The organism is Cellulomonas sp. URHE0023, from assembly GCF_000688475.1.
Taxonomy (GTDB): Bacteria; Actinomycetota; Actinomycetes; order Actinomycetales; family Cellulomonadaceae; genus Cellulomonas.
The window spans coordinates 417626-442843 of record NZ_JIAN01000006.1 but is presented as its reverse complement, the minus strand read 5'-3'; the positions used below and the strand labels follow the sequence as shown (position 1 = coordinate 442843).

At 71.8% G+C, this 25218-nt stretch carries 21 protein-coding genes; 10 read left to right on the top strand and 11 right to left on the bottom strand.

Annotated elements, in window-relative coordinates; genetic code table 11:
- Window positions 1-19: 19 nt before the first annotated feature.
- Together N553_RS0111350 and N553_RS0111345 are read right to left on the bottom strand one after the other, a co-directional pair.
- Window positions 20-664 (bottom strand): CoA transferase subunit B, encoded by a 645-nt coding sequence (locus tag N553_RS0111350; protein ID WP_028046617.1) that lies wholly within the window; start codon window positions 662-664, stop codon window positions 20-22.
- Window positions 664-1446: a CoA transferase subunit A gene (locus N553_RS0111345; protein WP_034621812.1), complete on the bottom strand. Its 783-nt coding sequence runs from the start codon at window positions 1444-1446 to the stop codon at window positions 664-666. The genes N553_RS0111350 and N553_RS0111345 overlap by 1 nt, the downstream gene beginning before the upstream one ends.
- Before the next feature lie 247 nt (window positions 1447-1693).
- On the opposite strand from N553_RS0111345, the gene N553_RS0111340 reads away from it, so the two are divergent.
- From N553_RS0111340 to N553_RS0111310, 7 genes are all read left to right on the top strand, one after another.
- Window positions 1694-2518: a uracil-DNA glycosylase family protein gene (locus N553_RS0111340; protein ID WP_028046615.1), complete on the top strand. Its 825-nt coding sequence runs from the start codon at window positions 1694-1696 to the stop codon at window positions 2516-2518.
- A gap of 9 nt (window positions 2519-2527) precedes the next feature.
- Complete coding sequence (locus N553_RS0111335) at window positions 2528-4069, top strand: amidohydrolase family protein (RefSeq protein WP_051640089.1); 1542 nt, start codon at window positions 2528-2530, stop codon at window positions 4067-4069.
- Window positions 4066-5724: a S41 family peptidase gene (locus N553_RS22325; protein WP_051640088.1), complete on the top strand. Its 1659-nt coding sequence runs from the start codon at window positions 4066-4068 to the stop codon at window positions 5722-5724. The genes N553_RS0111335 and N553_RS22325 overlap by 4 nt, the downstream gene beginning before the upstream one ends.
- Window positions 5725-5838: 114 nt before the next feature.
- Entirely contained in the window at window positions 5839-7341 is a 1503-nt protein-coding gene (locus N553_RS0111325; RefSeq protein WP_028046613.1) for a fumarylacetoacetate hydrolase family protein, read from the top strand.
- Window positions 7323-8021 (top strand): GntR family transcriptional regulator, encoded by a 699-nt coding sequence (locus N553_RS0111320; RefSeq protein WP_051640087.1) that lies wholly within the window; start codon window positions 7323-7325, stop codon window positions 8019-8021. Before N553_RS0111325 ends, N553_RS0111320 begins: the two co-directional genes overlap by 19 nt.
- A gap of 35 nt (window positions 8022-8056) precedes the next feature.
- Window positions 8057-8842, top strand: a complete 786-nt coding sequence (gene hpaH / locus N553_RS0111315) for a 2-oxo-hept-4-ene-1,7-dioate hydratase (protein WP_028046611.1) — start codon at window positions 8057-8059, stop codon at window positions 8840-8842.
- Window positions 8827-9612, top strand: coding sequence for an HpcH/HpaI aldolase/citrate lyase family protein (locus N553_RS0111310; RefSeq protein WP_028046610.1), 786 nt, complete (start codon window positions 8827-8829; stop codon window positions 9610-9612). Before hpaH ends, N553_RS0111310 begins: the two co-directional genes overlap by 16 nt.
- 130 nt (window positions 9613-9742) lie before the next feature.
- On the opposite strand, the gene N553_RS0111305 is transcribed toward N553_RS0111310, so the two are convergent.
- The gene (locus tag N553_RS0111305; RefSeq protein ID WP_028046609.1) at window positions 9743-11563 is read right to left on the bottom strand and encodes a phosphoenolpyruvate carboxykinase (GTP); all 1821 of its coding nucleotides are present in this window, start codon (window positions 11561-11563) and stop codon (window positions 9743-9745) included.
- Between the two features lie 168 nt (window positions 11564-11731).
- On the opposite strand from N553_RS0111305, the gene N553_RS0111300 reads away from it, so the two are divergent.
- Window positions 11732-13198 carry a helix-turn-helix domain-containing protein gene (locus tag N553_RS0111300; RefSeq protein ID WP_197030017.1) on the top strand — a complete coding sequence of 489 codons (1467 nt, stop codon included), beginning with the start codon at window positions 11732-11734 and terminating at the stop codon, window positions 13196-13198.
- Between the two features lie 43 nt (window positions 13199-13241).
- Here the strand turns inward: N553_RS0111300 and hpaD are convergent, their stop codons facing one another.
- The 3 genes from hpaD to N553_RS0111285 form a co-directional block, all read right to left on the bottom strand.
- Window positions 13242-14348: a 3,4-dihydroxyphenylacetate 2,3-dioxygenase gene (hpaD, locus tag N553_RS0111295; RefSeq protein WP_028046607.1), complete on the bottom strand. Its 1107-nt coding sequence runs from the start codon at window positions 14346-14348 to the stop codon at window positions 13242-13244.
- Window position 14349: 1 nt separating this feature from the next.
- Window positions 14350-15867 carry a 5-carboxymethyl-2-hydroxymuconate semialdehyde dehydrogenase gene (hpaE, locus tag N553_RS0111290; RefSeq protein WP_028046606.1) on the bottom strand — a complete coding sequence of 506 codons (1518 nt, stop codon included), beginning with the start codon at window positions 15865-15867 and terminating at the stop codon, window positions 14350-14352.
- A 93-nt stretch (window positions 15868-15960) separates the two neighbouring features.
- Window positions 15961-17607 carry a thiamine pyrophosphate-binding protein gene (locus tag N553_RS0111285; RefSeq protein ID WP_028046605.1) on the bottom strand — a complete coding sequence of 549 codons (1647 nt, stop codon included), beginning with the start codon at window positions 17605-17607 and terminating at the stop codon, window positions 15961-15963.
- Between the two features lie 100 nt (window positions 17608-17707).
- Between N553_RS0111285 and N553_RS0111280 the strand changes: the two genes are divergently transcribed.
- Entirely contained in the window at window positions 17708-19615 is a 1908-nt protein-coding gene (locus tag N553_RS0111280; RefSeq protein ID WP_028046604.1) for an FAD-binding monooxygenase, read from the top strand.
- Between the two features lie 11 nt (window positions 19616-19626).
- Here N553_RS0111280 and N553_RS0111275 read toward each other — a convergent pair whose 3' ends face one another.
- From N553_RS0111275 to N553_RS0111255, 5 genes are all read right to left on the bottom strand, one after another.
- Entirely contained in the window at window positions 19627-20520 is an 894-nt protein-coding gene (locus N553_RS0111275; RefSeq protein WP_028046603.1) for a phenylalanine 4-monooxygenase, read from the bottom strand.
- Window positions 20521-20575: 55 nt separating this feature from the next.
- Window positions 20576-21193: a 3,4-dihydroxy-2-butanone-4-phosphate synthase gene (gene ribB, locus N553_RS22320; RefSeq protein WP_051640086.1), complete on the bottom strand. Its 618-nt coding sequence runs from the start codon at window positions 21191-21193 to the stop codon at window positions 20576-20578.
- Window positions 21190-22182, bottom strand: a complete 993-nt coding sequence (locus tag N553_RS0111265; protein WP_028046602.1) for a sugar-binding transcriptional regulator — start codon at window positions 22180-22182, stop codon at window positions 21190-21192. Before N553_RS0111265 ends, ribB begins: the two co-directional genes overlap by 4 nt.
- A 112-nt stretch (window positions 22183-22294) precedes the next feature.
- Entirely contained in the window at window positions 22295-22690 is a 396-nt protein-coding gene (gene rbsD, locus N553_RS0111260; protein WP_028046601.1) for a D-ribose pyranase, read from the bottom strand.
- A complete protein-coding gene (locus tag N553_RS0111255) occupies window positions 22687-23580 on the bottom strand; it encodes a ribokinase (protein WP_028046600.1) in 894 nt (297 codons plus the stop codon). The genes rbsD and N553_RS0111255 overlap by 4 nt, the downstream gene beginning before the upstream one ends.
- Window positions 23581-23682: 102 nt before the next feature.
- Between N553_RS0111255 and N553_RS0111250 the strand changes: the two genes are divergently transcribed.
- Entirely contained in the window at window positions 23683-25191 is a 1509-nt protein-coding gene (locus N553_RS0111250; protein ID WP_081844517.1) for a glycerol kinase, read from the top strand.
- Window positions 25192-25218 lie beyond the last annotated feature (27 nt).

Sequence of the window (25218 nt, the reverse complement as noted above, 5' to 3'; positions counted from 1 at the left end):
GTGCCTGCCGCCCGGCGCGTCAGGTGTCCTCCAGGGCGACCTCGAACGACGCACCCGTGGCAGCGCGCACCTCGTCGACGGTGACCCCGGGGGCCAGCTCGACGAGCCGGAGCCCGCCCTCGGTCACGTCGAGCACGGCCAGGTCGGTGATGATCCGGTCCACGCAGGCCCGGCCGGTCAGCGGAAGGGTGCACTGCTCGACGATCTTCGCGGACCCGTCCTTGGCCACGTGCTCCATGACGACCAGGACGTGTGCCGCGCCGTTGACCAGATCCATCGCGCCGCCCATGCCTTTGACCATCTTGCCGGGCACCGCCCAGTTGGCGATGTCGCCACCGGCCGAGACCTGCATCGCTCCGAGGATGGCGTGCGTGACCCGACCGCCGCGGATCATGCCGAAGCTGGCGGCGGAGTCGAAGTAGGCGGCACCGGGCAGGACGGTGACGGTCTCCTTCCCGGCGTTGATCAGCTTCGGGTCCGCCTCGCCCTCCCACGGGTACGGGCCGACGCCGAGGACGCCGTTCTCGGAGTGCAGGACCACCTCGACGCCGGGCGGCAGGTGGTTCGGGATGAGCGTCGGCAGGCCGATGCCGAGGTTCACGTAGGACCCGTCCTCGAGCTCGCGGGCCGCGCGGGCGGCCATCTGGTCGCGTGTGAGCGGCATCAGGACTCCTCAGGGCGGACGCGGACGGTGGTCTTCTCGATGGGCAGGTCCGCCGACTGCTCGGGACTCAGCAGGACGACCCGGTCGACGTAGATCCCCGGCAGGTGGATGTCGTCGGGCCCGAGCTCGCCCGGCTCCACCAGCTGGTCGACCTCGGCGATCGTGACCCGTCCGGCCATCCCCGCGAGCGGGTTGAAGTTGCGGGTCGACTTCTCGAACCGCAGGTTCCCGTGCCGGTCGCCGACCGCGGCACGGACCAGCCCGTAGTCGGTGCGGATCGCGTGCTCGAGGACGTACTCGCGGTTGCGGCCGAAGGTGGCGAACGGTCGCAGCTCCTTGGGCTCGCTCGCCAGCGCGACCGACCCGTCGGGGGCGTAGCGCAGCGGCATCCCGCCGTCGGAGACCGCGGTGCCCGCTCCGGCTGCGGTGTAGAACGCAGGGATGCCGACGCCGCCCGCCCGAAGGCGTTCGGCGAGCGTGCCCTGCGGCACGAGCTCGACCTCGACCTCACCGCTGAGGTACTGCCGCGCGAACTCCTTGTTCTCGCCGATGTAGCTGGCCACGACCCTCCGGATGCGCCCCGCGGACAGCAGCAGACCGAGCCCCCAGCCGTCGACCCCGCAGTTGTTCGACACGACCTCCAGGTCGTCGACCCCGAGGGCGAGCAGCGCGCGGATCTGCGCGATGGGCACCCCGACCAGACCGAAGCCGCCCACGGCGAGCGACGCGCCGGGTGGGATGTCCGCGACGGCGAGCTCAGCCGTCGGAACGGTCTTGTCCATGGCGATCTCCTTGCGTCGGGTCTCGTCGAGAGCCTCGCACGACGCCCGGTGCGGGCGCGCGCCGGCACGGAGTCGCGCGGGCAGCAGTACGGGGCCGCCGTCAGGTGCCCGACCCGAAGACCGTTCCGCCGGTGCACCCGTATTTCTGCCCCCGCCGTCCGGTCTTGTCTTTCGGGGCAGCGAGGACCACGGCTCTGGTGGACCGACGAGCCAGGGCGCGATCATGGGGCAGCGGGAGGAGAGTGCGATGGCGCGCGAGTTCGACCCGGGATACCGGGGCCGCTACCGGCCCTTGGTGCTGAGCTATCCGGCCGAGACGGTGTATCCGGCCGACGCCTTCCGCGTCGAGTGGGGCCCGATCTTCCATCGCGGCCGCCTGGACGGTTCGGCGCGTGTCCTGGTGATCGGCCAGGACCCTGCGGCTCACGAGACGATCACGCGACGCATCCTGGTCGGTGAGGCCGGTCAGCGTGCGCAGGGGCTGCTGGCGCGGCTCGGCATCACCCGCAGCTACGTCTTCATCAACACGTTCCTGTACTCGGTCTACGGCCAGGGCGGCGGGGCCAAGCACATCGCGGACCCGGACATCACGCGGTACAGGAACCGGTGGATCGACGCGACCGTCAAGGACCAGCAGATCGAGGCGGTCATCTCGCTCGGCCAGCTGGCCGACAAGGCGTACCAGGCCTGGCGCACGACGCCGCTCGGTGCGTCGAGCCGTGCCCCGTACGCGACCGTGCGGCACCCGACCTACCCGGAGTCGGCGAGCGCGACGGGGACCATCACGAAGGCGGCGGCGTTCCAGAAGCTGTGCGAGTCCTGGAACCAGGCGCTGGACGCACTCCACGGGGCCGTCACGCCCGACGTCCCGGTGGCGCTACGGCACTACGGCACGACGATCACGGCGCAGGACCTGGCGCCGATCCCCGACGCGGACCTGCCCCCCGGGCTGCCCGCGTGGATGGGCGACCTCGACGCGTGGGCCGCCCGCACGGGCGAGGACACGCAGAAGAAGCGGGCGACGATCACGGTGACGGTGCCGACCCGGTTCCGCACCTGGCCCGCGCTGTAGGGGTGGCCCATGTCGCAGCTCGTGATCACCGGTCAGGTCGCCCCGATGGTGGGCGATGCGCCCGACCAGCCGCGCCACGGCCGGGTGTGGATCCGCGACGACACGATCGTCGACGTCACCTTCGACGACCGGCCCGTCGACGGCTTCGCCGACGCGCAGCGGGTCGACGTCGGCGACTCGATCGTCCTCCCGGGCTTCATCGACATGCACAACCACCTCGCCTACAACGCCCTGCCCTTGTGGTCGGAGCCGCACCGGTCCGAGCCGTGGTTGCACAACAAGCACTGGACGCAGGCCGACACGTACACCGAGTCGGTGACCGAGCCCGCCTGGACCTACGCCAAGGCGTGCCCGGAGGCACTGCTGGGATACGTGCAGGTGCGGGAGATGGCCGGCGGTGCGACGTCGGCGCAGGGCTGGCCGTCGTCGAACCGGGGCTACCAGATCGTGATGCGCAGCGTCGACGACGAGCGCGCGGGGCGGGCAGGGAAGGTTGGCGACGACCTGATCTACACCTCGGTGGCAACCAAGACCGGGGACGCCCTGCTGACTGCGGTCCGCCGGATGGCGAACGGCTCGGGGTTCATCTACCACTGCGCCGAGGGCCAGAAGGACTCCCGCGTCCGGCGGGACTACACCGACCTGCGCAGCGACGACGGGCTCCTGCCCACCTTCATCGGCATCCACTGCTGCGCCCTGGGCCCCGCTGACTGGCTCGAGTGGGCTGAACCGCACGCGGGCGGGGTCGTGTGGTCGCCGCTCTCGAACCTCGTCCTGTACAGGGACACGACGCTCGTCGACGACGCACGGTCGCGCGGGGTCCGGGTGTGCCTCGGCTCCGACTGGGGCCCGTCGGGCACGCGCAACCTGCTCGGGGAGATGAAGGCTGCCCGGCTCGCGGCCCGCCACTTCGGCTACTCCGTGACCGACCGGGACATCGTCCAGATGGTCACGTCCAACCCCGGTGACCTGCTGGCTCGGTGCTGGGGTCGACCGGTAGGCCGGCTCGTGCCGGGCGGGTTCGCGGACGTGACGGTCGTGCGCGGGCACGGCCCGGGGGATGCGTGGCACCAGGTGCTCGCCGCCACCGAGCAGCACGTCGAGCTCGTCGTCGTGGGCGGGGTGCCCCGTTACGGCGACGAGGACCTGATGCTGGCCGCGGGCGCACCCCCGAGCTTCGCCATGGCGGTCAGACGCCGTCGCCGACGCGTCGCGCTGCCGGACCCGACCGACACCAGTCGCGCCTGGGCCTGGGACGACATCGTGGGCGCCCTGACCACCGTGCAGTCCGACCCTTCCGGCGCGATCGCCGACGCCTCGGCCCGGGCAGCGGCGGGACCGCGGTTCGCCGACGACGCTGCGCTCGAGCTGTTCCTCGACATGCCCGACACGCGTCGCACGGGCCGGGCCGGGCCACCCAAGGACCCCACCTCGGTGACCATCCCGCCCGTGCCACCGATCGAGCACGACCGGGCGTTCTTCGACGCGCTCGACGCGAACCCGATCCAGGAGGGGATCCTGGCGGGCCTCAGGCGGGAGTTCGGGCTGTGAGCCGGCTGCAGGACTCGACGCAGCAGGCCCGGCGTGGACGCGCCCTGCGCCAGGTCCCGGGTGTACCGCAGGACCCCTGCGAGCCGCCGGTCGAGCTGTCGGTGCCGCAGCGTCACGACCTGATCGACCTGTGGTGCCAGCTGATGACGGACCTGTACGTGCACCACGACCAGAAGAAGGCGCTCTACGGGTACGACCCGGTCCGCGCCCTGCTCGCGCTGCGTCGCCAGATCCCGTACCTGGGTTCGGCCGAGTTCCTGCGCGAGCTCACGCTCGTGATCAACCGGCTGCGCGACCAGCACACCCAGCTGTACCTGCACGGCCCGGACCCGCGGCGTCGGTCGTACGTGGCGACGCTGCCGTTCCTCGTCGAGGTGTACGGCGAGCACCTGTCACCCGATTACGTGGTCACGAAGGTCAGCGACCCCCGCGACGGCTTCGTGCCCGGTGTCCGGGTGACGACGTGGAACGGGATCCCCTTCTCGCGGGCCGTCGACCTGTACGCCGACACGCTCACCGGGGGCCGGCCCGACGCCCGCCGCGCCCGCGCTCTCGAGACGCTGACCCAGCGTCCGCTCGCGTTCCTGCCGCAGCCCGACGAGCTCTGGGTGGACATCGGCTACCGGGAGCTCGCGAGCACCGACGGACCGGACCGGTCGATCCGGTTCGAGTGGCGTGCCATCGAGCCGTCGACGGCCTCAGCCGGCTCGGACACGGTGCAGCTGCGCACCCGTCGGGCGGTCGACGCCATCAGCGAGACCGCTCGACGGTCCCGCAAGCTGCTCTTCCAGCCGGTGCTCTGGCAGCAGGAGACCGCCGGGGTGGAGCGGGTCGCGAGGGCGTCGGAGTGGATGCAGACCGCACTCCCGGACGCGATCTCCGCCCGCGAGGTCCCCACGAGCCACGGAGTCGTCGGGTACCTGCGCCTGTGGACGTTCGACGTGAGCCACAGCGACGAGTTCCTCGACGAGGTCGACCGGGTGCTGCGGGCGATGCCTCCCGGTGGTCTCGTCGTCGACGTCCGCTCGAACCCGGGCGGGGTGATCGAGGTGGCAGAACGCCTCCTTCAGCTGTTCACGACGAAGCCTGTCCAGCCCGTCCGGTTCGCGTTGCGCGCCACGCCCGCGGTCGCCGCGCTCGCCGAGGCCGACGGCAACGGAGCCGACCTGGCGGACTGGGCGGCATCGGTCCGCACGGCGATGGAGCTGGGGGAGGGGCACTCCCAGCACCTGCCCATCTCAGACCCGGACCGCTGCAACGGCCGTGCTGTGGCGTACAGCGGCCCGGTCGTCGTGGTCGTCGACCCGACCACGTTCTCCAGCGGCGACATCTTCGCCGCCGGGATGGCGGACCATGCCATCGGGCAGATCGTGTCCGTCGGCGCGGGCACCGGCGCAGGCGGGGCCAACGTGTGGACCCACGACGACATCGAGTACGCCTACCACGTCGCCGGTCTGCCGTTGCCGCCGCGGCCGCCCGGGATCGGGTACTCCGTCTCGGTGCGGCGCGCCACCCGGTCCGGCGCCGCCGCGGGGCTCGCGATCGAGGACATCGGCGTCTCGGGCGAGGAGCAGTACACGATGACCGAGCGTGACGTGCTGGGCGGTAACGAGGACCTCATCGAGTTCTGCGCGCGGCTCCTGGCCGAGTGCTGAGCGGCCCAGCCGAGACCGACCGAGCCGCTGCGTGGTGCCGCTGGTCATCGGGCCGTCGAAGGGTGTCGCGGCGCGCCCGTAGCGCCCGGATGCGGGATTGTATATGATTCGCGGATGTCCGAGAGCGAGTCGACGGCCGACGACGAGGTCGGCATCGCCGCACGTCAGCCGTTCGGCGCTCTCCCCGCACGGCCGGGCAAGATCATCGCCGTCCACCTCAGCTACACCTCGCGCGCGGACCAGCGCGGCCGACGGCCGGCTCACCCGTCGTACTTCCTGAAGCCGTCGAGCTCGTTGGCGGCGTCCGGGGGAGTCGTCGAGCGGCCCGCCGGGACCGAGCTGCTCGCCTTCGAGGGCGAGGTCGCTCTCGTCATGGGATCGACCGCGCGCCGCATCAGCCGTGCCGAGGCCTGGAGCCACGTCGGCTGGGTCACCGCAGCGAACGACCTCGGCCTGTACGACCTGCGCGGAAACGACAACGGCTCGAACCTGCGGTCCAAGGGCGGCGACGGGTTCACGCCCGTCGGCCCACGCCTCATCGACGCCCGTACCGTCGACCCCGGCGCCCTGCGTGTCAGGTCGTGGGTTAACGGGCGACTCGCGCAGGACGACACGACCGCCGGCCTGCTGTTCCCGCTCGACCAGATCGTCGCGGACCTCTCGCAGCACCTCACGCTCGAGGCCGGGGACGTCCTCCTCACCGGCACACCCGCCGGATCGAGCGTGGTCGTCCCCGGCGACGTCGTCGAGGTCGAGGTCGACGCACCGGACGCGTCCGGTGCGCCGAGCACGGGTCGCCTCGTGACGACGGTGACCGACGGGCACGTGGCGTTCGACGACACTCTCGGCTCGCTGCCGACCGTCGACGACCGTCAGCGCACCGAGGCGTGGGGATCACGGACCTCGGCCGGCCTCGGACCGAGGATCCCGCCCGAGCTCCACGGCAAGCTCGTGCGAGCACCCGTCGCGGCTCTCTCGGCGCAGCTGCGCAAGCTCGGCCTGAACACCGTGACGATCGACGGCGTGCGTCCCCTGACCCCCGGCACCCGGCTCGTCGGAACAGCCAAGACCCTGCGACTGGTCCCCAACCGCGAGGACCTGTTCCAGGAGCACGGCGGCGGGTACAACGCGCAGAAGCGCGCGTTCGACACCGTCGCCCCCGGCGAGGTCCTCGTGATCGAGGCCCGCGGCGAGACCGGCTCGGCGACCTTCGGAGACGTTCTCGCCATCCGCGCACACGCTCGGGGTGCGGCCGGGATCGTCACCGACGGCGGGGTGCGGGACGCCGACGCCGTGGCCGCCGTGGGCCTGCCGGTGTGGTCCGCCGGCAACCATCCGGCCGTCCTGGGCCGTCGGCACGTCCCCTGGGAGAGCGACGTCACGGTCGCGTGCGGCGGGACCACGATCCAGCCCGGCGACATCCTCGTCGGCGACTCCGACGGCGTCGTCGTGCTGCCTCCCGCGCTCGCCGAGGCGGTCGTTGACGCGGCGCTCGCGCAGGAGGACGAGGACGCGTGGATCGCGGACCAGGTGGCGGCCGGCAACCCGGTACACGGCTTGTTCCCCATGAACGCGGAATGGAGAGCGAGGTACGAGGCATGGCGCGCAGCTCGGTGAGCGTGACGGCCGGCGTGAGCAAGTCGCAGGCCGCGTACCGGTGGATCAAGGAGCGCATCGCGCAGCAGGACTTCACCCCGGGTTACCGGCTGGTCCTCGGCACGATCGCCAACGAGCTCGACATGAGCGTGGTGCCGGTCCGAGAGGCCGTGCGCCAGCTGGAGGCCGAAGGGCTCGTCACGTTCGAGCGCAACGTCGGAGCACGCGTCTCGATGATCGACGAGACGCAGTACCGCCACGCCATGCAGGCCATGACCATCTTCGAGAGTGCCGCGACGGCGCTCGCGGCACGCAACCTGACGGGCGACGACCTGCGCCGTGCGCGCGCCGTGAACGACCTCATGTCGAGTTCCCTCGACCAGTTCGACCCCCGGAGGTTCTCGGCGCTGAACCAGGAGTTCCACCACATCCTGTACTCGAGGTGCGCCAACCCGCGGCTGCTGGAGATCGTCGACGCCGAGTGGGCGCGGCTCGGGCACATGCGTGACTCGATCTTCGCGTTCGTCCCCGAACGAGCGCGCGAGTCGGTCCGCGAGCATGAGGGCATCCTCGTGCTGATCGAGCGCGGCGCCCCGGTCGGTGAGATCGAGCAGGCGGTTCGGCGTCACCGCTCGGGCACGCTCGCCGCCTTCCTCGAGCACGAGCACCCGGGCGAGTCGCTCGACCTGCCGGACCTCTGACGCGACATGGCACAGACGCCCGAGAGGAGCTAGGGATGCTGCCCGCGGAGACGATCACCGAGATCGCGGACGAGCTTGCCGTCGCCGAGCGCGCTCGATCGGTCGTCGCCCGCATCACCGCCCGCTACCCCGACGCGACCGTCGAGGACGCGTACGCGATCCAGGGTGTGTGGCGGGACAAGAACCTGGCGGCCGGCCGGCGCCTGGTCGGTCGAAAGATCGGGCTGACGTCGCGCGCCATGCAGCAGGCGACCGGCATCACCGAGCCCGACTACGGCGTGATGTTCGACGACACCGTGTGGCAGAACGGCTCCGTCATCCCGTTCGACGCGTTCTCCAACGTGCGGATCGAGGTCGAGCTCGCCTTCGTGCTCTCGGAGCCGCTCCAGGGTCCGGACTGCACGGTGTTCGACGTGCTGCGTGCCACGGAGTACGTGACGCCTGCCCTGGAGATCCTCAACTCCCACATCGAGCTCGAAGGCCGCACGATCGTGGACACGATCGCCGACAACGCCGCCTACGGCGGGATGGTCCTGGGCGGTCGGCCGATGGCACCCGACCAGCTCGACCTGCGCTGGGTCTCGGCCTTGCTCTACCGCAACGAGACGATCGAGGAGACCGGCGTCGCGGCGGGCGTGCTCAACCACCCGGCGGCGGGCGTCGCGTGGCTCGCCAACAAGCTCCACCAGCACGGCGCCCACCTCGCGGCCGGCGAGCTCATCCTCGCCGGGTCGTTCACCCGACCGGTCTGGGTGTCGTGCGGCGACAGCATCGTGTGTGACTACGGACCTCTGGGGACGATCTCGTGCCGCTTCCTCTGAGCCCCACGTTCCGCGCGGTGCTGACCGCGGCGTCTCGCCCGCTCGCGGGCATGTGGGTGTGCAGCGGCAGTCCGCTGGTCGCCGAGATCTGTGCGGACGCGGGCCTGGACTGGCTGCTGATCGACATGGAGCACAGTCCGAACGGGCTCGGGTCGGTGCTCGCCCAGCTCCAGGCGGTCGCGGCGTACCCCGTGACGCCGGTCGTCCGGGTGTCCGGCAACGACGCCGTGACGATCAAGCAGGTGCTCGACCTCGGCGCTCAGAACCTGCTCGTGCCCATGGTCTCGTCCGTCGAGGAGGCACGCGCGGCGGTCGACGCCGTGCGCTACCCGCCGCGCGGTCGCCGTGGCGTGGGATCGGCGCTCGCGCGCTCCGCGCGGTGGAACCGCGTCGACGGGTACCTCACGGACGCTGACGAGCACGTGTCGCTGTTCGTCCAGGTCGAGACCGTCGCCGGTGTCGACGCCGCCGCGCAGATCGCGGCGGTCGACGGCGTCGACGGGGTCTTCGTCGGCCCCTCTGACCTGGCGGCATCGATGGGGCTGCTCGGTCAGCAGACCCATCCGGACGTCGTCGCGGCGGTGCGTCGGGCCTTCGACGCGGTCGTCGGCGCCGGGGTCCCGGTCGGGGTCAACGCGTTCGACCCGGTGGTCGCGGACGCCTACCTCGCGGCCGGTGCGTCGTTCGTGCTCGTCGGAGCCGACGTCTCCCTGCTGGCACGGGGCTCTGAGGCGCTGGCCGCACGGTTCGTCGGTGGCGCCGGCTCCTGACGCCTGCCGGCTCCTGACGCCTGCGGGCTCCTGACGCCCGCCGGCTCCTGACGCCCGCCGGTCCTGACACCCGCCGGGTCCTGTCGCTTGCCGGTGCCGGGCCGGTCCAGGTCCGGACCGGCCCGACCGGTCAGCGCTCGAGCGCCGCGCGCAGCTGGGCCAGCCGGTCGTGCAGTGCGGCGGGTACCCGGTCACCGAAGACCGCGAAGAACTCCTCGGTCAGGTCGGCCTCGCGCGCCCAGGAGCCGGGGTCGATGTCGAACAGCTGCGCCAGCGTGGCGTCGTCGAGGCCGAGCCCGTCCGTGTTCAGCGCTCCAGGCGCCGGGAGGAGGCCCACCGGGCTGCCCACCGCTCCGACGTCCGTGCGCACGCCGCGCGCCCGGTCGACCTGCTCGACCATCCACGCCAGGACGCGGGAGTTCTCGCCGAACCCGGGCCACAGGAACCGTCCGTCGTCGTCCTTGCGGAACCAGTTGACCTGGAAGACGAGCGGGCGACGGTCGGCGTCGAGCGCGGCGCCCACCCGGAGCCAGTGCGCCCAGTGGTCGGCCATGTCGTAGCCGCAGAACGGCATCATCGCGAACGGGTCACGACGCAGCTCGCCGACCACGCCCTCGGCCGCGGCTGTCCGCTCCGACGAGATCGTGGCTCCCATGAAGACGCCGTGCTCCCAGCTCTGCGCCTGGGCGACGAGCGGCACGTTGGTGGCCCGGCGGCCGCCGAACACGATCGCGTCGAGCGCCACGCCCTCGGGGTCGTCCCAGCCGTCCGCGATGGTGGGGCACTGCGCGGCCGAGACGGTGAACCGGGAGTTGGGGTGCGCGGCGGGGCGTCCGGAGTCCGGCGTCCAGTCGCGGCCCGTCCAGTCGACGAGCCGCGGGGGCGCCTCGGCCGTCAGGCCCTCCCACCAGACGTCACCGTCGGGCGTCAGCGCGACGTTGGTGAAGATCGTGTCCCGGCTCAGGGTCTCGATCGCGGCCGGGTTGGTCGCCGGACCGGTCCCCGGAGCCACGCCGAAGAAGCCGGCCTCGGGGTTGATCGCGCGCAGCGAGCCGTCGGCGCCGGGCCGCAGCCACGCGATGTCGTCGCCGATCGTCTCGACGCGCCACCCGGGGAGCGTCGGCACGAGCATCGCGAGGTTCGTCTTGCCGCAGGCCGAGGGGAATGCGGCGGCCACGTGGTACCGGCGTCCCTGCGGAGACGTCAGGCGCACGAGCAGCATGTGCTCCGCGAGCCACCCCTCGTCGCGGCCGATGACGGACGCGATGCGCAGCGCGAAGCACTTCTTGCCCAGCAGCGCGTTGCCGCCGTAGCCGGAGCCGAAGGACCAGATCTCGCGGGTCTCGGGGAAGTGCGCGATGTACTTGGTGGGGTTGCACGGCCACGGCACGTCAGCCTGGCCGTCCGGCAGGGGTGCGCCCACCGAGTGCACCGCCGGGACGAACGGGGTGCCCGCCTCGACCAGGTCCAGCACCGCGCGGCCCACGCGGGTCATCACGTGCATGCTGACGACGACGTACGGGGAGTCCGTGACCTGCACGCCCACTCGTGACAGCGGTCCGCCGACCGGGCCCATCGAGAAGGGCACGACGTACATCGTGCGGCCGCGCATGCTGCCGGTGAACACCGGCTCGAGCTCGGTGCGCATGGCTGACGGCTCGCGCCAGTTGTTGGTGGGGCCGGCGTCCGACTCGTCCGACGAGCAGATGAACGTGCGGGACTCGACGCGCGCGACGTCGTCCGGGTCCGAACGTGCCAGGTAGCTGCCCGGCCGCAGGTCGGGGTCGAGCGGCAGCAGCGTTCCGGTGTGCACCATCCGCTCGACGAGCGCGCGCCGCTCCCGCTCGGATCCGTCGCACCACACGACCGCATCGGGCTGGGTCAGCTCGGCGACGGCGTCGACCCAGGCGTGCACGTCGCCCCGGGTGGCGGTGACGTCGGCAAGGGTCATGGCGCGGGTCTGGGGGACGACGCGGGACTCGGTCAGCAGGGTCATGTCGGTGTCTCCTTGTGCGGGCCTCCGGCGGCCCGGCTTCGTCGATGCCTCCATGTTTCGTCAGGCAGAACCGATCTGTGCGGCGGAAACGCGTGTAAGAATGGCACTTCTTGACGAAAGGCCATGTTCATGCTGGACCTTCCGAGCTCGCCCGACGCCCTGACCATCGGGCGCCGCCTGCGGCACCTGCGTACCGCCCAGGGACTGACCCTCGACGACCTGGGTCGGCGTGTCGGCGTCACGCCGAGCCTGCTCTCGCTCATCGAGAACGGCCGCCGCGAGCCCAGGCTCGCGCTGCTGCGCAGCCTCGCGGATGCCCTCGACGTCAGCGTCACGGACTTCCTGAACCCGGAACCGCCCTCCCGGCGGGCAGCGCTGGAGATCGCGCTCGACCGTGCCCAGCACTCGGCCGGGTTCGACCGGCTGGGTCTGCCGGCGGTGCGCCCCGGGAAGACGCTGCCGCTGCCGGTCCTCGAGCAGCTCGTCGGCCTGCACTCCGAGCTCGCCCGGCGTGACCTCGAGGCCGTCGCGACGCCCGAGGAGGCCCGACGCGCGAACACGCAGATCCGCCTGGAACGGCAGGCGCGGGACAACTACCTGCCCGAGATCGAGAAGCTGGCCGAGGACATGGCGCGCAAGGCGGGGTACACGGCCGGTGCGCTGACGCACCGCTCCGTGTCCCGGATGGCCGAGCACCTCGGGTTCGCGATCGTGTACGTCGACGACCTGCCGAGCTCGACCCGCACCATCACCGACCTCGCGAACGGCCGGATCTACCTGCCTCCGGCGTCGAGCCCGGGTGGGCACGGTCTACGGTCCCTCGCGCTGCAGGCCATCGCGCACCGGGTGCTCGGGCACGAGCGACCGACCTCCTACGACGAGTTCCTGCGCCAGCGCATGGAGATCACGTACTTCGCGTCGTGCGCCCTCATGCCGCAGTCGGCCGCGGTCGCGCACCTCCAGCAGCACAAGAAGGAGAAGGACCTCGCGATCGAGGACCTGCGCGACGCGTTCGGGGTGACGCACGAGGCGGCCGCGCAGCGCTTCACGAGCCTGGCGACCCACCACCTCGGCATCCCGGTCCACTTCCTGCGGATCGGCGGCGACGGCGCGATCTACCGCGCGTACGCCAACGACGGCCTGCCGCTGCCGACGGACGTGACCGGTGCGATCGAGGGCCAGCCGGTGTGCCGCAGCTGGGGTGTGCGACGCGCTCTGGCGCTGCGCGACCGCTCCTCCGAGTCCTACCAGTACACGGACACCCCGGCCGGCACCTTCTGGTGCTCGACGCAGACGGGTTCCGGCACGAGCGGGCAGATGGCGCTCGCGATCGGGGTGCCGTTCTCCTCGGCGACGTGGTTCCGCGGGCGCGACACGACGAACCGGCACCAGTCGACGTGCCCCGACGAGGCGTGCTGCCGCCGCCCGCGCGCGTCGGCGACAGCGCGCTGGCAGGACGCCTCCTGGCCGAGCGCCCGGATCCACCAGCAGGTGTTCACGGCGCTGCCCACCGGCGCGTTCCCGGGTGTGGACGCGCGTGAGGTCTACGCCTTCCTCGACCGCCACGCACCGCAGCCCACCGAGACGTGAGCGCCGGCGGGGGCGTGCCGCCAGACGCGTGCGAGGGTGCCGGTCAGAGCTGGTGCCCGAGCTTGTACTCGCCCTGCTTCCAGCTCGGGAGCTCGTCGGGAGCATCCTGCGGCCGCGTGTAGGAGAACCCGTCGGCCCCGATCGTCACCTCCATCTCGCTGGCGTCGATGCGTGCGACGACCGGCTGCGGGACGCCGTCCAGATCGAGGACCACGGACGCCTCGGTGTACCAGGACGGCACGACGGGGTTGCCCCACCAGTCTCGGCGCTGGTTGTCGTGGACGTCCCACGTGACGACGGGGTTGTCCGGGTCGCCCGTGTAGTAGTCCTGCGTGTAGATCTCCACGCGGTGCCCGTCGGGGTCGCGCAGGTACAGGTAGAACGCGTTGGACACGCCGTGGCGGCCAGGGCCCCGCTCGATCCGGTCCGACAGCCGCAGGGCACCGAGCCTGTCGCAGATCGCGAGGATGTTGTGCTTCTCGTGGGTCGCGAACGCGACGTGGTGGAACCGCGGCCCGTTCCCACCGGTCAGCGCGGTGTCATGGACGGTCGGCTTGCGGCGCATCCACGCGGCGTAGGTGGTGCCTTCCTCGTCCTGGATGTCCTCGGTCACTCGGAACCCGAGGTCCTCGAGGTACCGCACACCCCGCGGCACGTCCGGCGTGACCTGGTTGAAGTGGTCCAGGCGCACGAGGGTGCCGGGCGTGTGCAGGTCGTACCGCCACGCGAGGCGCTCGACGTGCTGGACGTCGTGGAAGAACTCGTAGGGGAACCCGAGCGGGTCCTCGACTCGCACGGTGTCCCCGACGCCCGTCACGAAGCCCTCCGCCCGCCGTTCGGTCCGGCACCCGAGCTCGCGGTAGAACGCGACCGCCCGGTCGAGGTCGTCGGGCGCGCGCACGCGGTAGGACAGAGCAGCGACAGCGGCGACGGGACCCAGACGCAGGATGAGGTTGTGGTGGATGAACTCCTCATAGGTGCGCAGGTAGACGCAGCGTTCGTCCTCCTCGGTCACGACGAGGCCGAGCACGTCGACGTAGAAGCTCCGCGACGCTGCGAGGTCGGTCACGACGAGCTCGACGGAGGCGGCACGCAGGATGTCCGGCGGCGGGGACGACGGGGTCGCGATGCGGTCGGACGTCGCGTTCACGTCAGTGTCCCTTCCCGAAGGTGGGGTTGTGCGGCTCGCCGAGCGTGACGTGCACGGCCTGCTGGTGGGTGTAGAAGTCGATCGAGCGGTACCCGCCCTCGTGGCCCAGACCGGACGCCTTGACGCCACCGAACGGGGTGCGCAGGTCTCGGACGTTGTTGCTGTTGAGCCACACCATGCCTGCCTCGACCGCCTGGGCGAAGGTGTGAGCCCGTCGCAGGTCGTTCGTCCACACGTAGGCCGCCAGCCCGTACTTCACACCGTTCGCGAGCGCGAGCGCGTCCTCGTCGGTGTCGAACGGCGTGATGGCGACGACCGGACCGAAGATCTCCTCCTGGAAGATCCGGGCGTCGGGGGCGACGTCGACGAAGACGGTGGGGGCCACGTAGTTGCCGGTCGGGAAGCCCTCGGGTCGCCCACCACCGGCGACGAGCCGACCCTCGGTCCGGCCGATCTCGATGTAGCCCATGACCTTGTCGTAGTGCTCCGGGTGCACCAGCGCCCCGACCTCGGTCCGTGCCTCGTGCGGGGGACCGACGACGACCCGAGCCGCCTGGGCGGCGTAGCGCTCGACGAACTCGTCGTAGACCTCGCGCTGGACGAGGATCCGGCTGCCGGCCGTGCACCGCTCGCCGTTGAGCGAGAACACCCCGAAGATCGTCGCGTCGATCGCCGCGGAGAGGTCGGCGTCGGCGAACACCACGGCGGGGGACTTGCCCCCGAGCTCCATCGAGAGGCCCTTCAGGTGCGGTGCCGCGTTCGCGAAGATCGTCTGGCCGGTCCGGCTCTCGCCCGTGAACGAGATCAGCGGCACGTCCGGGTGCCTGACGAGTGCGTCACCCGCCTCCTCGCCGAGCCCGTGGACGAGGTTGAAGACGCCCGGCGGCAGGCCGGCCTCCTGGAAGATCCCGGCCCACAGGGAAGCCGAGAGCGGTGTGAACTCGGCCGGCTTCAGCACGACCGTGTTGCCCGTGGCGAGCGCAGGTCCGAGCTTCCACGACTCGAGCATGAACGGCGTGTTCCACGGCGTGATCAGCCCGGCGACGCCGATCGGCTTGCGGTTGACGTAGTTGATCTGCCGTCCCGGCACCTTGTAGGCGTCGTCGGCCTGAGCGACGACCAGGTCCGCGAAGAACCGGAAGTTCTCGGCGGCGCGGCGGGCCTGGCCGAGCGCCTGGGTGATCGGCAGGCCCGAGTCGAAGCTCTCGAGCTCCGCGAGCCGGGTGTCGCGCGACTCGACGATGTCGGCGACGCGGTGCAGGGTGCGCGAGCGCTCGCGGGGCAGGAGCCGAGGCCACGGACCGTCGTCGAACGCTCGCCGCGCCGCAGCGACGGCCCGGTCGACGTCGACCCGCTTGCCGGCCGCAGCATGCAGGTAGGTCTCGTTCGAGGCCGGGTCCAGGACGGGGAACGTCGCACCGTCCGCGGAGTCGACGTTCTCGCCGCCCACGTAGTGCTGGATGCGGTCGGGAAGGTCGGCGGGCAGGTGTCGCTGGGCTGTCACCTTGGTCTCCACCATGTGTCGCCTCCTGGGGTGGGTCGTCGCGCCGAGCCGGCGCCTCGTCGTGAGTGCTCGTGGCTGAGGTGGCGGCGAGCGATGTGGAGCGGCGGGTCAGCCGCTCGCCCGGGTGATCTCCTCCCAGAAGGGCGCGACCACGGTGCCGGAGATCCGCAGGTCGAGGAGCAGGAAAGGGCGCTCGGTGACAGGGCGGGCGCGCCAGGCCGTGAGTGCCTCCAGGTCCTGCGTCGAGCGGACGACGACGCCCTGCGCGCCGAGCGCGGTGGCCACGCCGGCGAAGTCGACGTCGGGGATGAGCATCGGCTCCCTGGCCAGGCCCTTGCGCCCGTAGAGGTGCATCTCGGCGCTGTACGCCCCGTCGTTCCACACCACCGCGATGCCACGCCCGGACGCGACCCGGACCGCCGACTCCAGGTCGGACAGAGCCATGAGGCCGCCGCCGTCACCCGTCGTGAGGACGACCGTGGCGTCGGGGCGGGCGAGCGCCGCGCCCACCATGCTCGGGAAGCCGAGCCCGATCGCCTGGAACGCGGTGCCGACCATCACCATCCGGTCCGGTGCCGTGACGGGCCAGTACATGTTCGACCAGCCGAGGAAGTGGCCGCCGTCCGAGACCACTACACGGTCCTCGGGGAGCAGCTCGCCGAGACGGGCGGCCGCGGAACGCGGGTCGAGCCGCCCGTCGGGTGCGTGACCGTCCCCGGGCTCGTGCCGTCGTGCAGCCGCCACGTCGACGCTCTCGCGCCACCCGCTGGGGGTCGCACCCTGGAGCCCGTCGAGGATCGCGCACGCGACGACCGTGGCATCTCCGCGGACGTACCCGCCGACGTGCGGGTGGGTCGCCGCGGGCGCGACGTCGACCTGGAACACCCGGCAGCCCGGTGAGAAGAGGTCGCCGAACCGCATCGTGAACTGGTTGAGGGAGGCGCCGACGACGACCGCGACGTCGGCCTCCCGGACCAGTGCCATGGCCTCCCGAGCACCGAACCCACCGGCGACGCCGAGGTCGAACTCGGTCCGGGGGAAGACGCCGCGTCCGAGTGCGGTCGTGGTCGTCAGCGCACCGGTGGCGTCGGCGATCGCTCCGAGCGCCTCGCCCGCGCCTGCCACCCACGCGCCGCGTCCGGCCAGGAGCAGCGGGCGACGGGCGGTGGCCAGGGCCGTCGTGATCTCACGGATGACGCCGCCTGCGAACTGCCCGCGCACGGCGAGCGGCGCCGGCAGGCGGGGGACCGGCGTCTCGGGTATCGGCCCGGTGTCCAAGATCGCGACGTCGTAGGGGATGGCGAGCACCGTGGGCACCCGGTAGGTCAGCGCGTGCTCGACCGCGATGACGGTCGTGGCGGCGGCGTCCGCTCGCCCCACGGTGTAGGTCCGGGCACCGACCGCCGAGGCCATCGCGATCTGGTCGACGTCCCAGGGGCGCGGCCCCGAGGTCGGCTCGTCCCCGACGACGAGGACGAGCGGCACGTGCGCCTGCACGGCCTCGGCGAGGGCGGTGAGCGTGTTGGTGAACCCGGCCCCGTACGTCGTCGTCGCCGCGGCGAGCCTGCCGGAGGTCCGGTGGAAGGCGTCGGCGGCCACGACGGCGCCCGCCTCGTGCCGCACCGGGACGAAACGCGCGTCGGTCTGGCACGCCAGTGCGTCCAGGAAGTACGCGTTGCCGTTTCCCATCACCCCGAACACGTGGTCGACGTGGGCGGCGAGCGTCACGGCGACGTGTGCGGAAACCGTGGGCATCGAGCGGGGCCTCCCGGACCAGGTCGACCGCGTCGTTGCGGCCCAGGGCGATAGTATACGATCCGTCAACCTCGACATCGGCGTCAGGGGAGTCGGTCTCATGCAGTTCCACCACCACGGCTACGTCTCGGGCAACCCGCGCGTCGAGCCCGCGGCAGGCGTCGGGATCGACCGGCCCGACGAGCTCCCCGACGAGGTCGACGTGCTGGTCGTCGGCACGGGACCAGCCGGCATGATCACCGCCGCACAGCTGTCGCAGTTCCCGGGCATCACCACGCGGATCATCGACCGCCGCGAGGGACGGCTGGCGATCGGCCAGGCGGACGGGATCCAGCCGCGCAGCGTCGAGACGTTCCAGGCCTTCGGGTTCGCGGGCAGGATCGCCGAGGAGTCGTACCGCGTGATGGAGATCTGCTTCTGGCACCCGGACCCGGCCGACCCGACGAGGATCGTCCGCGGGGAGCGGACCCCTGACGACCCGTCCGGGATCAGCGAGTTCCCCCACCTGTACGTCAACCAGGCGCGAGTGCTCGACTACTTCGCGGAGTTCATGGCGAACGCGCCGACCCGGATGACGCCCGACTTCGGCTACGAGTTCCGCGACCTCGAGATCGCGACCGGCGGCGAGCGCCCGGTCACCGTCCACCTGGTGCGGACGTCGGGTGCCGACGCCGGACAGGAGAAGGTCGTCCGCGCGAAGTACGTCGTCGGCGCGGACGGTGCGCACAGCGGCGTGCGCCGAGCCATCGGCTGCACGGCCACGGGTGGCAGCGCGGCCCACGCATGGGGCGTCATGGACGTGCTCGCCGTCACCGACTTCCCGGACATCCGTCGCAAGTGCGCGATCCAGTCGGGTTCGGGCGGCAGCATCCTGCTCATCCCGAGGGAGGGCGGCCAGCTCTTCCGCATGTACGTGGACCTGGGCGAGGCGCGGCCCGAGAACCACGACGCGTTGCGCAGCACGACCGTCGAGCAGATCGTCGCCCACGCGAACGCGATCCTGCACCCCTACACGCTGGACGTGAAGGACGTCGCGTGGCACAGCGTCTACGAGGTGGGCCACCGGGTCACCGACCGGTTCGACGACGTCCCGCTCGACGAGGTCGGCGTGCGCACCCCGCGCGTGTTCATCGAGGGCGACGCCTGCCACACCCACAGCGCCAAGGCCGGTCAGGGCATGAACGTGTCCATGCAGGACGGGTTCAACCTCGGCTGGAAGCTGGGCTACGTGGTCTCGGGCCGCAGCCCGGAGAGCCTGCTGGCGACCTACTCTGCCGAGCGCCAGGTCATCGCGCAGAACCTCATCGACTTCGACAAGCAGTGGTCCTCGCTCATGGCGAAGAAGCCCGACGAGCTCGACGACCCGTCCGAGCTCGCCGACTTCTACGTGCAGACCACCGAGTTCCTGTTCGGCTTCATGACGCAGTACCCGCCGTCGGTGCTCGTCGCCGAACCCACCCACCAGGCGCTCGCCCCCGGCTTCCCTGTCGGGAAACGGTTCACGTCAGCGGCCGTCGTGCGGGTCGCCGACGCGAACCCCCTGCAGCTGGGCCACCAGCACCGGGCCGACGGCCGGTGGCGCGTGTACGCGTTCGCCGACGCCGCGCCCGCCGGGGAGACCTCCGCGCTGTCGGCCTGGGCCCAGTGGATGAGTGAGGCGCCGGAGTCGCCCGTGCTCGCGCACACGCCCGAGGGGGAGGAGCGGGACAGCGTCCTCGACCTCAAGGTCGTCTACCAGCAGCGCCACGTCGACGTGGACGACTCGGCCGTGCCGGACCTCTTCCGTCCTCGGACCGGGCCCTTCCGGCTCGTCGACTACGAGAAGGTGTTCGCGACGCACCCGGACGAGGACATCTTCGAGCTGCGAGGCGTGGATCGCCGGGGGTGCGTCGTGGTCGTCCGGCCCGACCAGTACGTGGCGGCCGTCCTGCCGCTGGACGCCACCGACGAGCTCGCGGCGTTCTTCCGGCAGCACCTGCTCGTCCGGGGCCGGCAGCCGGTCGCGTGACGGCCGAGCGGTCAGGCGTGTGCCGCGTTGCGCGCGAGCCTCGCCGCCCTGTCGTCGTCGAAGTCGGCGAAGAACCCGGCCACCCGGTCGGTGAGCTCGCTCATGCCGTCGCACGCGAACAGGATCGGCTGGTAGTGGCTGATGTCGTACGCGAGCGTGGCCATCTGGTCGAAGTCCACGGGACGGATGTCAGCCCCACGGAACTCCTCGATCTCGCCGTAGGACGAGAGCAGGCCGGCTCCGTACGCGCGCAGCTCGCCCTCCTCGTACATGACGCCGAACTCGATCGTGAACCAGAAGACGTCGGCCACGTACTGCAGGCCCTCGGGCGTCTCGCACCGACGCGCGGCCTCTCCGGCCCGTCGCTTGACCTCCGCGATCGCCGGGTTGGCGAGCAGGTTGCAGTGCCCCACCACCTCGTGGAGGATGTCCGGCTCCGGCGTGTACAACGGCTGCGACGAGTGCCTCAGGTACTGGGTGGAGTGGAACACGCCGTCGGCAAGGGACCCGTAGAACACGTCTAGCGGTACCAGGCCCGCCGCCGGGTGCAGGCGGAACCCGCTGAGCGGACCGAGGCCGGCGCTCACCTCGTCGAGCTGCGGGACGTGGTCGGTCGGCAGCGCGAGGGCCTCCTTGCCCTCCAGGTACCCGCGGATCGCGAGCCGCGCGTGCTTGGGGGCGAGCTCACGGCACACCGTCTCCCAGATCTGGTTCTCGGACTCGGTGTACTGGACGCGCGGCACGGGGTCCCCGGGCTGCCACGCCAGCGCAGGGGCGGCGATCTGCGAGCGACGGCGGCGGTACTCCGCGTCGTGGGCACCGGGGTGGTCGTCCGCGAGGTGCACCGTGACCTTGCCGTCCTCGTCTGCGGTGACGGGCGCGTAGAGCTGTCCTTCGTCGAACATGCGATCCGTTCTACGCCAGAAGCGCGGACGACGCATCCCCCAGCCGGGGCGGCAGCTACGGCAGCGGTCGCGCGCGCAGGTGGTCGGCGAGCTCGTCGATCGAGACCTGCACGAGCCGGTGCCTGCGCGAGAACCGGCGCAGGCGCTCGCCTCGGAGCATGACGCCGTCGCGGTCCGCGATCTCGCAGATCACACCTGCCGGCTCGAGCCCGGCGAGGACGGCCAGGTCGATCGCGGCCTCCGTGTGACCGGGCCGCGCCACGACTCCGCCCGGGTGTGCGACCAGGGGGAAGACGTGACCGGGACGGACCAGGTCACGGGCGGTCGAGCCGGGGCGCCAGAGCACGTCGATGGTGGTCGCGCGGTCCGCGGCGGAGATCCCTGTGGTGATGGCGGCGGTCGCGTCGACCGAGACCGTGAATGCCGTGCGCAGGCTCTCCTGGTTGTCAGGCACCATCGGCGGCAGCTCGAGCAGGTGGGCGCGTTCGGCGGTGACGGGGACGCAGATGAGGCCCCGGCACAGGCTCATCATGAACGCGACGATCGACGGGGTGGCGTGCTGCGCCGCGACGACGAGGTCGCCCTCGTCCTCCCGGCCCGGGTGGTCGGTCACGACGACGGGTCGGCCCGCCCGGACGGCGTCGACCGCGTCCTGGACCCGGGTGCCGGTCACGCGCTCGCGACCAGTGCTCGCGCGGTGCCCACGTCGGTGATGAGCACGTTGACCCACTCCCCGCGCAGCGCCCCACGGATCGCGGCGACCTTGCTGTTCCCACCGGCGACGGCGATGCGTCGCGGGATGGACCGCAGGGCTTCAGGGCTGATGCCCATGACGCGCCCGTCGAAGTCGGAGCTGACGAGGTCTCCGGCGGCGTCGAAGTAGTGCAGGCAGACGTCGCCCACCGCGCCCGCAGCCTGGAGGCTCTTCTGGTCGACCTCGGCGATCCCGTTGCCGCTCTGGCGCAGCAGCGGCGAGGGCTCGACCGCCCCGATGCCGACGAGGGCGGTCGTCAGGTCGGGCCACAGGGACGTCACCTGCGCGACGGAGGGATCGGCCATGAGGCTGCGCCGGGCCTCGGCGCTGCCGAGCAGCCCCGGTGCGGGCAGGAAGATCGGTGCTGCACCTGTCGTGGACGCGAGCTGGGTGAGGAGCCGGGTGGCCTCGACCTGGACGCGGGGGTCGCCTACGCCGCCCACGAGCTGCACGACGTTGGTGACGACCTGGCCGCTCGACGGTCGCATGGCCTCGACGGCGGCCAGCAGGGATGCGCTCCAGGAGGAGATACCGACCTCGTCGCCGCCGATGAACGTGGTCTCGAGGTACACCGCGGCGGCGGTGCCCAGGCCTCGCAGCACCTCGGCGTCGGATCCTGCGGCCTCGACGACGACGGCCTCGGCGAGGCCGTAGGTCGACTCGAGCTGGTCCTCCAGGTCGGTGTGGACGCCCGTCGGCAGGCTCACGGTGGTGCGGACCACGCCGGTCTCGACGGCCTGCTTGAGCAACCGCGACACGCGGGGCTGCGAGATGTGCAGCTCCGCGGCGATCTCCGCCTGGCGCATGCCCTTCTCGTGGTACATCCGCGCGACCTTGGCCATGAGCCGGACCTGCTCGTCGCTCTGACCGCCGCGGCGCGCTGCGGTTCCCCCCCGGCTGAATGCCACCGTCGTGCTCCCGTCGTGATGGACCGCTCGGTTCCATTCAGTACCGAAATCTCATGCGTCCCGCAGCATAGCGTCGGTGGGCACGGCTCATCGGTGACCGTCCCAGCGCGTTCTAGTCGATGTCGAAGGCGACCCCGCAGCGCAGGACGACGTTCGCGAAGGCGGTGTTCTCGCCCGTCCGGACGACGAGCTGTGCCTGCGACACCATCGCCTTGAGGTCGCCGTGCGCGATGAGCTCGACCGGGACGGTGACGCGCTCGCGCACCCACTGCCCGGCTGGCCGCCACTCGGCGTCCTCGCTGATCCACGCCTCCTCGACGACGATCTCGTCGAGCAGGGCCTCGAGGACGGTCGTGAAGCGGGGCTCGCCGTAGACGATGGCGAGGTCGACCACCGGGACGTGCGCCGGGATGGGCAGGCCCGCGTCGGCGACCACCACGAGGTCGGTGTGACCCAGGCGTGCGAGGCTAGCCGACAGGGGTGCGTTGATGATGCCGCGACGCTTCATGGCAGCGGTTCTTCCTTCCACGGGTAGGACGCTTGGGCTCCGAGCCTGGTGACGGACGCGGCAGCGACGCGAACGGCCTGCTGCGCGGCGTCGAGGATCGTCGAACCCTCGACCAGCCCGGCCGCGAGTGCGCCCACGAAGGCGTCGCCTGCACCCGTGGTGTCGCGCGGGACCACCATGCGCGCCGGCAGGGACGTCAGGCGGCCGCCCTCGAGGACGACCGCGCCGTGGCTTCCCAGCGTGATCACGACCGACGCGATCCCCAGCGCGGCCAGGTCGGCTGCGGCATCGGCGGGCGAGTCGATCGGACGTCCGAGGATGACCGCCGCCTCGTGCTCGTTCACGACGAGCGGGTCGGCGAGCCTCAAGGTGCCGGGCGGCAGCGCGGTTGCCGGTGCGACGTTCAGCAGCACGCGAGTGCCGGCATCGTGCGCGAGCTGCGCCGCACGCGCGACGGCAGGGAGCGGGATCTCGGCCTGGAGCACGCACACCTGGGCGGCGACGATCACGTCGCGGGCCGCGTCGACGGCGTCGACGGTCACGGCGAGGTTCGCGCCGGGGATCACGACGATCGAGTTCTCCGCGTCCTGCGACAGCGTCACCACGGCCAGACCGGTGGTTCCGGGGACGGTCGGAACGTGGGTGAGGTCGACGCCCGCGTCGCGCAGGCCGGCGAGGGCGACGGTCGCGGTGGAGTCGCTGCCCACGGCTCCCACCATGGCGACGCGCGCCCCGAGCCTGGCTGCCGCCACCGCCTGGTTCGCACCCTTCCCGCCTGACATCAGCACGGAGTCGCGCCCGAGGACGGTCTCGCCGGGGTGCGGGTGCCGAGCCACCTGCAGCACGAGGTCGGCGTTGATCGAGCCGACGACGACGATGGCGCCGCTCATGGATGTCCCTTCCGGACGATCGGGTGATGCGAGTTGACACGAGCATGGCGTGTTCCTACGGTGAGGGTACTTCATTCAAAGCGGAATGAATATGCAGACAGGATGCTCATGGTCAGCACCGCACCGCCGTCGTCCGCCACAGGCGGCGCTGTGCTCGCGTTCGATCAAGGCACGACGAACACCAAGGTGCTCCTGGTCGACTCGGCGTCGGGCGCCGTCCTCGCGTCGGCGTCGCGTCCCGTGCAGATCTCGCACCCCAGGCCCGGTTGGGCCGAGCAGGACGCCGAGCAGCTCCGGGACGCGACGTTCGCTGCGGCGCTCGAGTGCGTGGACGCCGCCGACGGGGTCACCCTTCAAGGCATCTCGATCTCCAGCCAGCGCGAGTCCGTCGTGTGCTGGAACACGCGCACCGGCAGCGCGCTCGGCCCGGTGCTCGGCTGGCAGGACGCCCGCACCGCCGCATGGTGCGCGCGTCTCGAGGAATCGAACCCGGGGGTTGACGGGCTCGTTCGCGCGCGGACCGGGTTGTCGCTCGACGCGATGTTCTCCGCTCCGAAGATGCGTGCCGCACTCGACCACGCCGTCGCCGCGGGTGCCGACATCCACGACATCGCGTTGGGCACCGTCGACGCGTGGCTCATCTGGTCGCTCACGGGGGAGCGCCTGACGGAGATGGGCAACGCCTCCCGCACGCTGCTGCTCGACCTCGAGTCGTGCTCCTGGGACCGCGAGCTGCTCGACCTGTTCGGGATCCCCGCTGCGGCACTCGCCGAGGTCCGCAGCTCGGACGCGGGCTTCGGGCGCACGCGGACGGGCGGTCCGTTGCCCGCAGGCCTACCCGTGCTCGCCGTGCTGGCCGACTCCCACGCGGCGATGTACCAGCAGGGCTGCACCGAGCCCGGTACGGGCAAGGCGACGTTCGGCACGGGGTCCTCGGTCATGGCGCCCATCGCGACGAGCAAGGGCGCGACCGCGGGCATCGCCACGACCCTCGCCTGGCACATCGGCGGCTCGCCGACGTACGCACGCGAGGGCAACATCCTCGCCGCAGGCTCAGCCCTGGACTGGATGGCAGCGATGCTGGGCTCGCCCGAGGACGCGTCAGGCGGCGCCTACCTGACAGACCTGGCCCGTGGGGTCGAGGACTCGGGCGGCGTCTCGTTCGTGCCGGCGTTCTCCGGCCTGGGCGCGCCCTACTGGGACCGGTCGGCGGACGGGCTCCTGCTCGGTGTCACCGCCGGCACGACGCGAGGGCACCTGGCACGCGCGGCGCTCGAGTCGGTCGCCCACCAGGTCGCCGACGTGGTCGAGGCGATCGAGTCCGACGGGCTCGCGCACATCGACGTCCTGCGTGCCGATGGGGGCGCCACGCGTTCGCACCTGCTCATGCAGACCCAGGCGGACCTCCTAGCCAGGCCGGTGCAGGTGGGGGACGCACCCGAGGCGTCCGCGCTCGGCGCCGCGACGCTCGCCCGACGAGTGCTCGGCCACCACACCGACGCAGCGCAGCCCGTCACGCGGGTCGACCCGCACCCGACCGACCCCGGTCCGGCGCGAGAGGCGTGGAAGCGGGCCGTCGCCAGGTCACGGGGGCTCGCCACCACGGACTGAGCCGACTCGACCCGACAAGCAGCAGAG

Bases quoted from the DNA above. Each gene is read 5' to 3' on its own strand.
- N553_RS0111250 (WP_081844517.1), top strand. From the start codon at position 23,683: ATGCTCATGGTCAGCACCGCACCGCCGTCGTCCGCCACAGGCGGCGCT.
- N553_RS0111335 (WP_051640089.1), top strand. From the start codon at position 2,528: ATGTCGCAGCTCGTGATCACCGGTCAGGTCGCCCCGATGGTGGGCGAT.
- N553_RS0111325 (WP_028046613.1), top strand. From the start codon at position 5,839: ATGTCCGAGAGCGAGTCGACGGCCGACGACGAGGTCGGCATCGCCGCA.
- N553_RS0111300 (WP_197030017.1), top strand. From the start codon at position 11,732: ATGTTCATGCTGGACCTTCCGAGCTCGCCCGACGCCCTGACCATCGGG.
- N553_RS0111340 (WP_028046615.1), top strand. From the start codon at position 1,694: ATGGCGCGCGAGTTCGACCCGGGATACCGGGGCCGCTACCGGCCCTTG.
- rbsD (WP_028046601.1), bottom strand. From the start codon at position 22,690: ATGAAGCGTCGCGGCATCATCAACGCACCCCTGTCGGCTAGCCTCGCA.
- hpaH (WP_028046611.1), top strand. From the start codon at position 8,057: ATGCTGCCCGCGGAGACGATCACCGAGATCGCGGACGAGCTTGCCGTC.
- N553_RS0111320 (WP_051640087.1), top strand. From the start codon at position 7,323: ATGGCGCGCAGCTCGGTGAGCGTGACGGCCGGCGTGAGCAAGTCGCAG.
- hpaE (WP_028046606.1), bottom strand. From the start codon at position 15,867: ATGGTGGAGACCAAGGTGACAGCCCAGCGACACCTGCCCGCCGACCTT.
- N553_RS0111350 (WP_028046617.1), bottom strand. From the start codon at position 664: ATGCCGCTCACACGCGACCAGATGGCCGCCCGCGCGGCCCGCGAGCTC.
- N553_RS0111255 (WP_028046600.1), bottom strand. From the start codon at position 23,580: ATGAGCGGCGCCATCGTCGTCGTCGGCTCGATCAACGCCGACCTCGTG.
- N553_RS0111275 (WP_028046603.1), bottom strand. From the start codon at position 20,520: ATGTTCGACGAAGGACAGCTCTACGCGCCCGTCACCGCAGACGAGGAC.
- N553_RS0111285 (WP_028046605.1), bottom strand. From the start codon at position 17,607: ATGCCCACGGTTTCCGCACACGTCGCCGTGACGCTCGCCGCCCACGTC.
- N553_RS0111345 (WP_034621812.1), bottom strand. From the start codon at position 1,446: ATGGACAAGACCGTTCCGACGGCTGAGCTCGCCGTCGCGGACATCCCA.
- N553_RS0111305 (WP_028046609.1), bottom strand. From the start codon at position 11,563: ATGACCCTTGCCGACGTCACCGCCACCCGGGGCGACGTGCACGCCTGG.
- N553_RS0111280 (WP_028046604.1), top strand. From the start codon at position 17,708: ATGCAGTTCCACCACCACGGCTACGTCTCGGGCAACCCGCGCGTCGAG.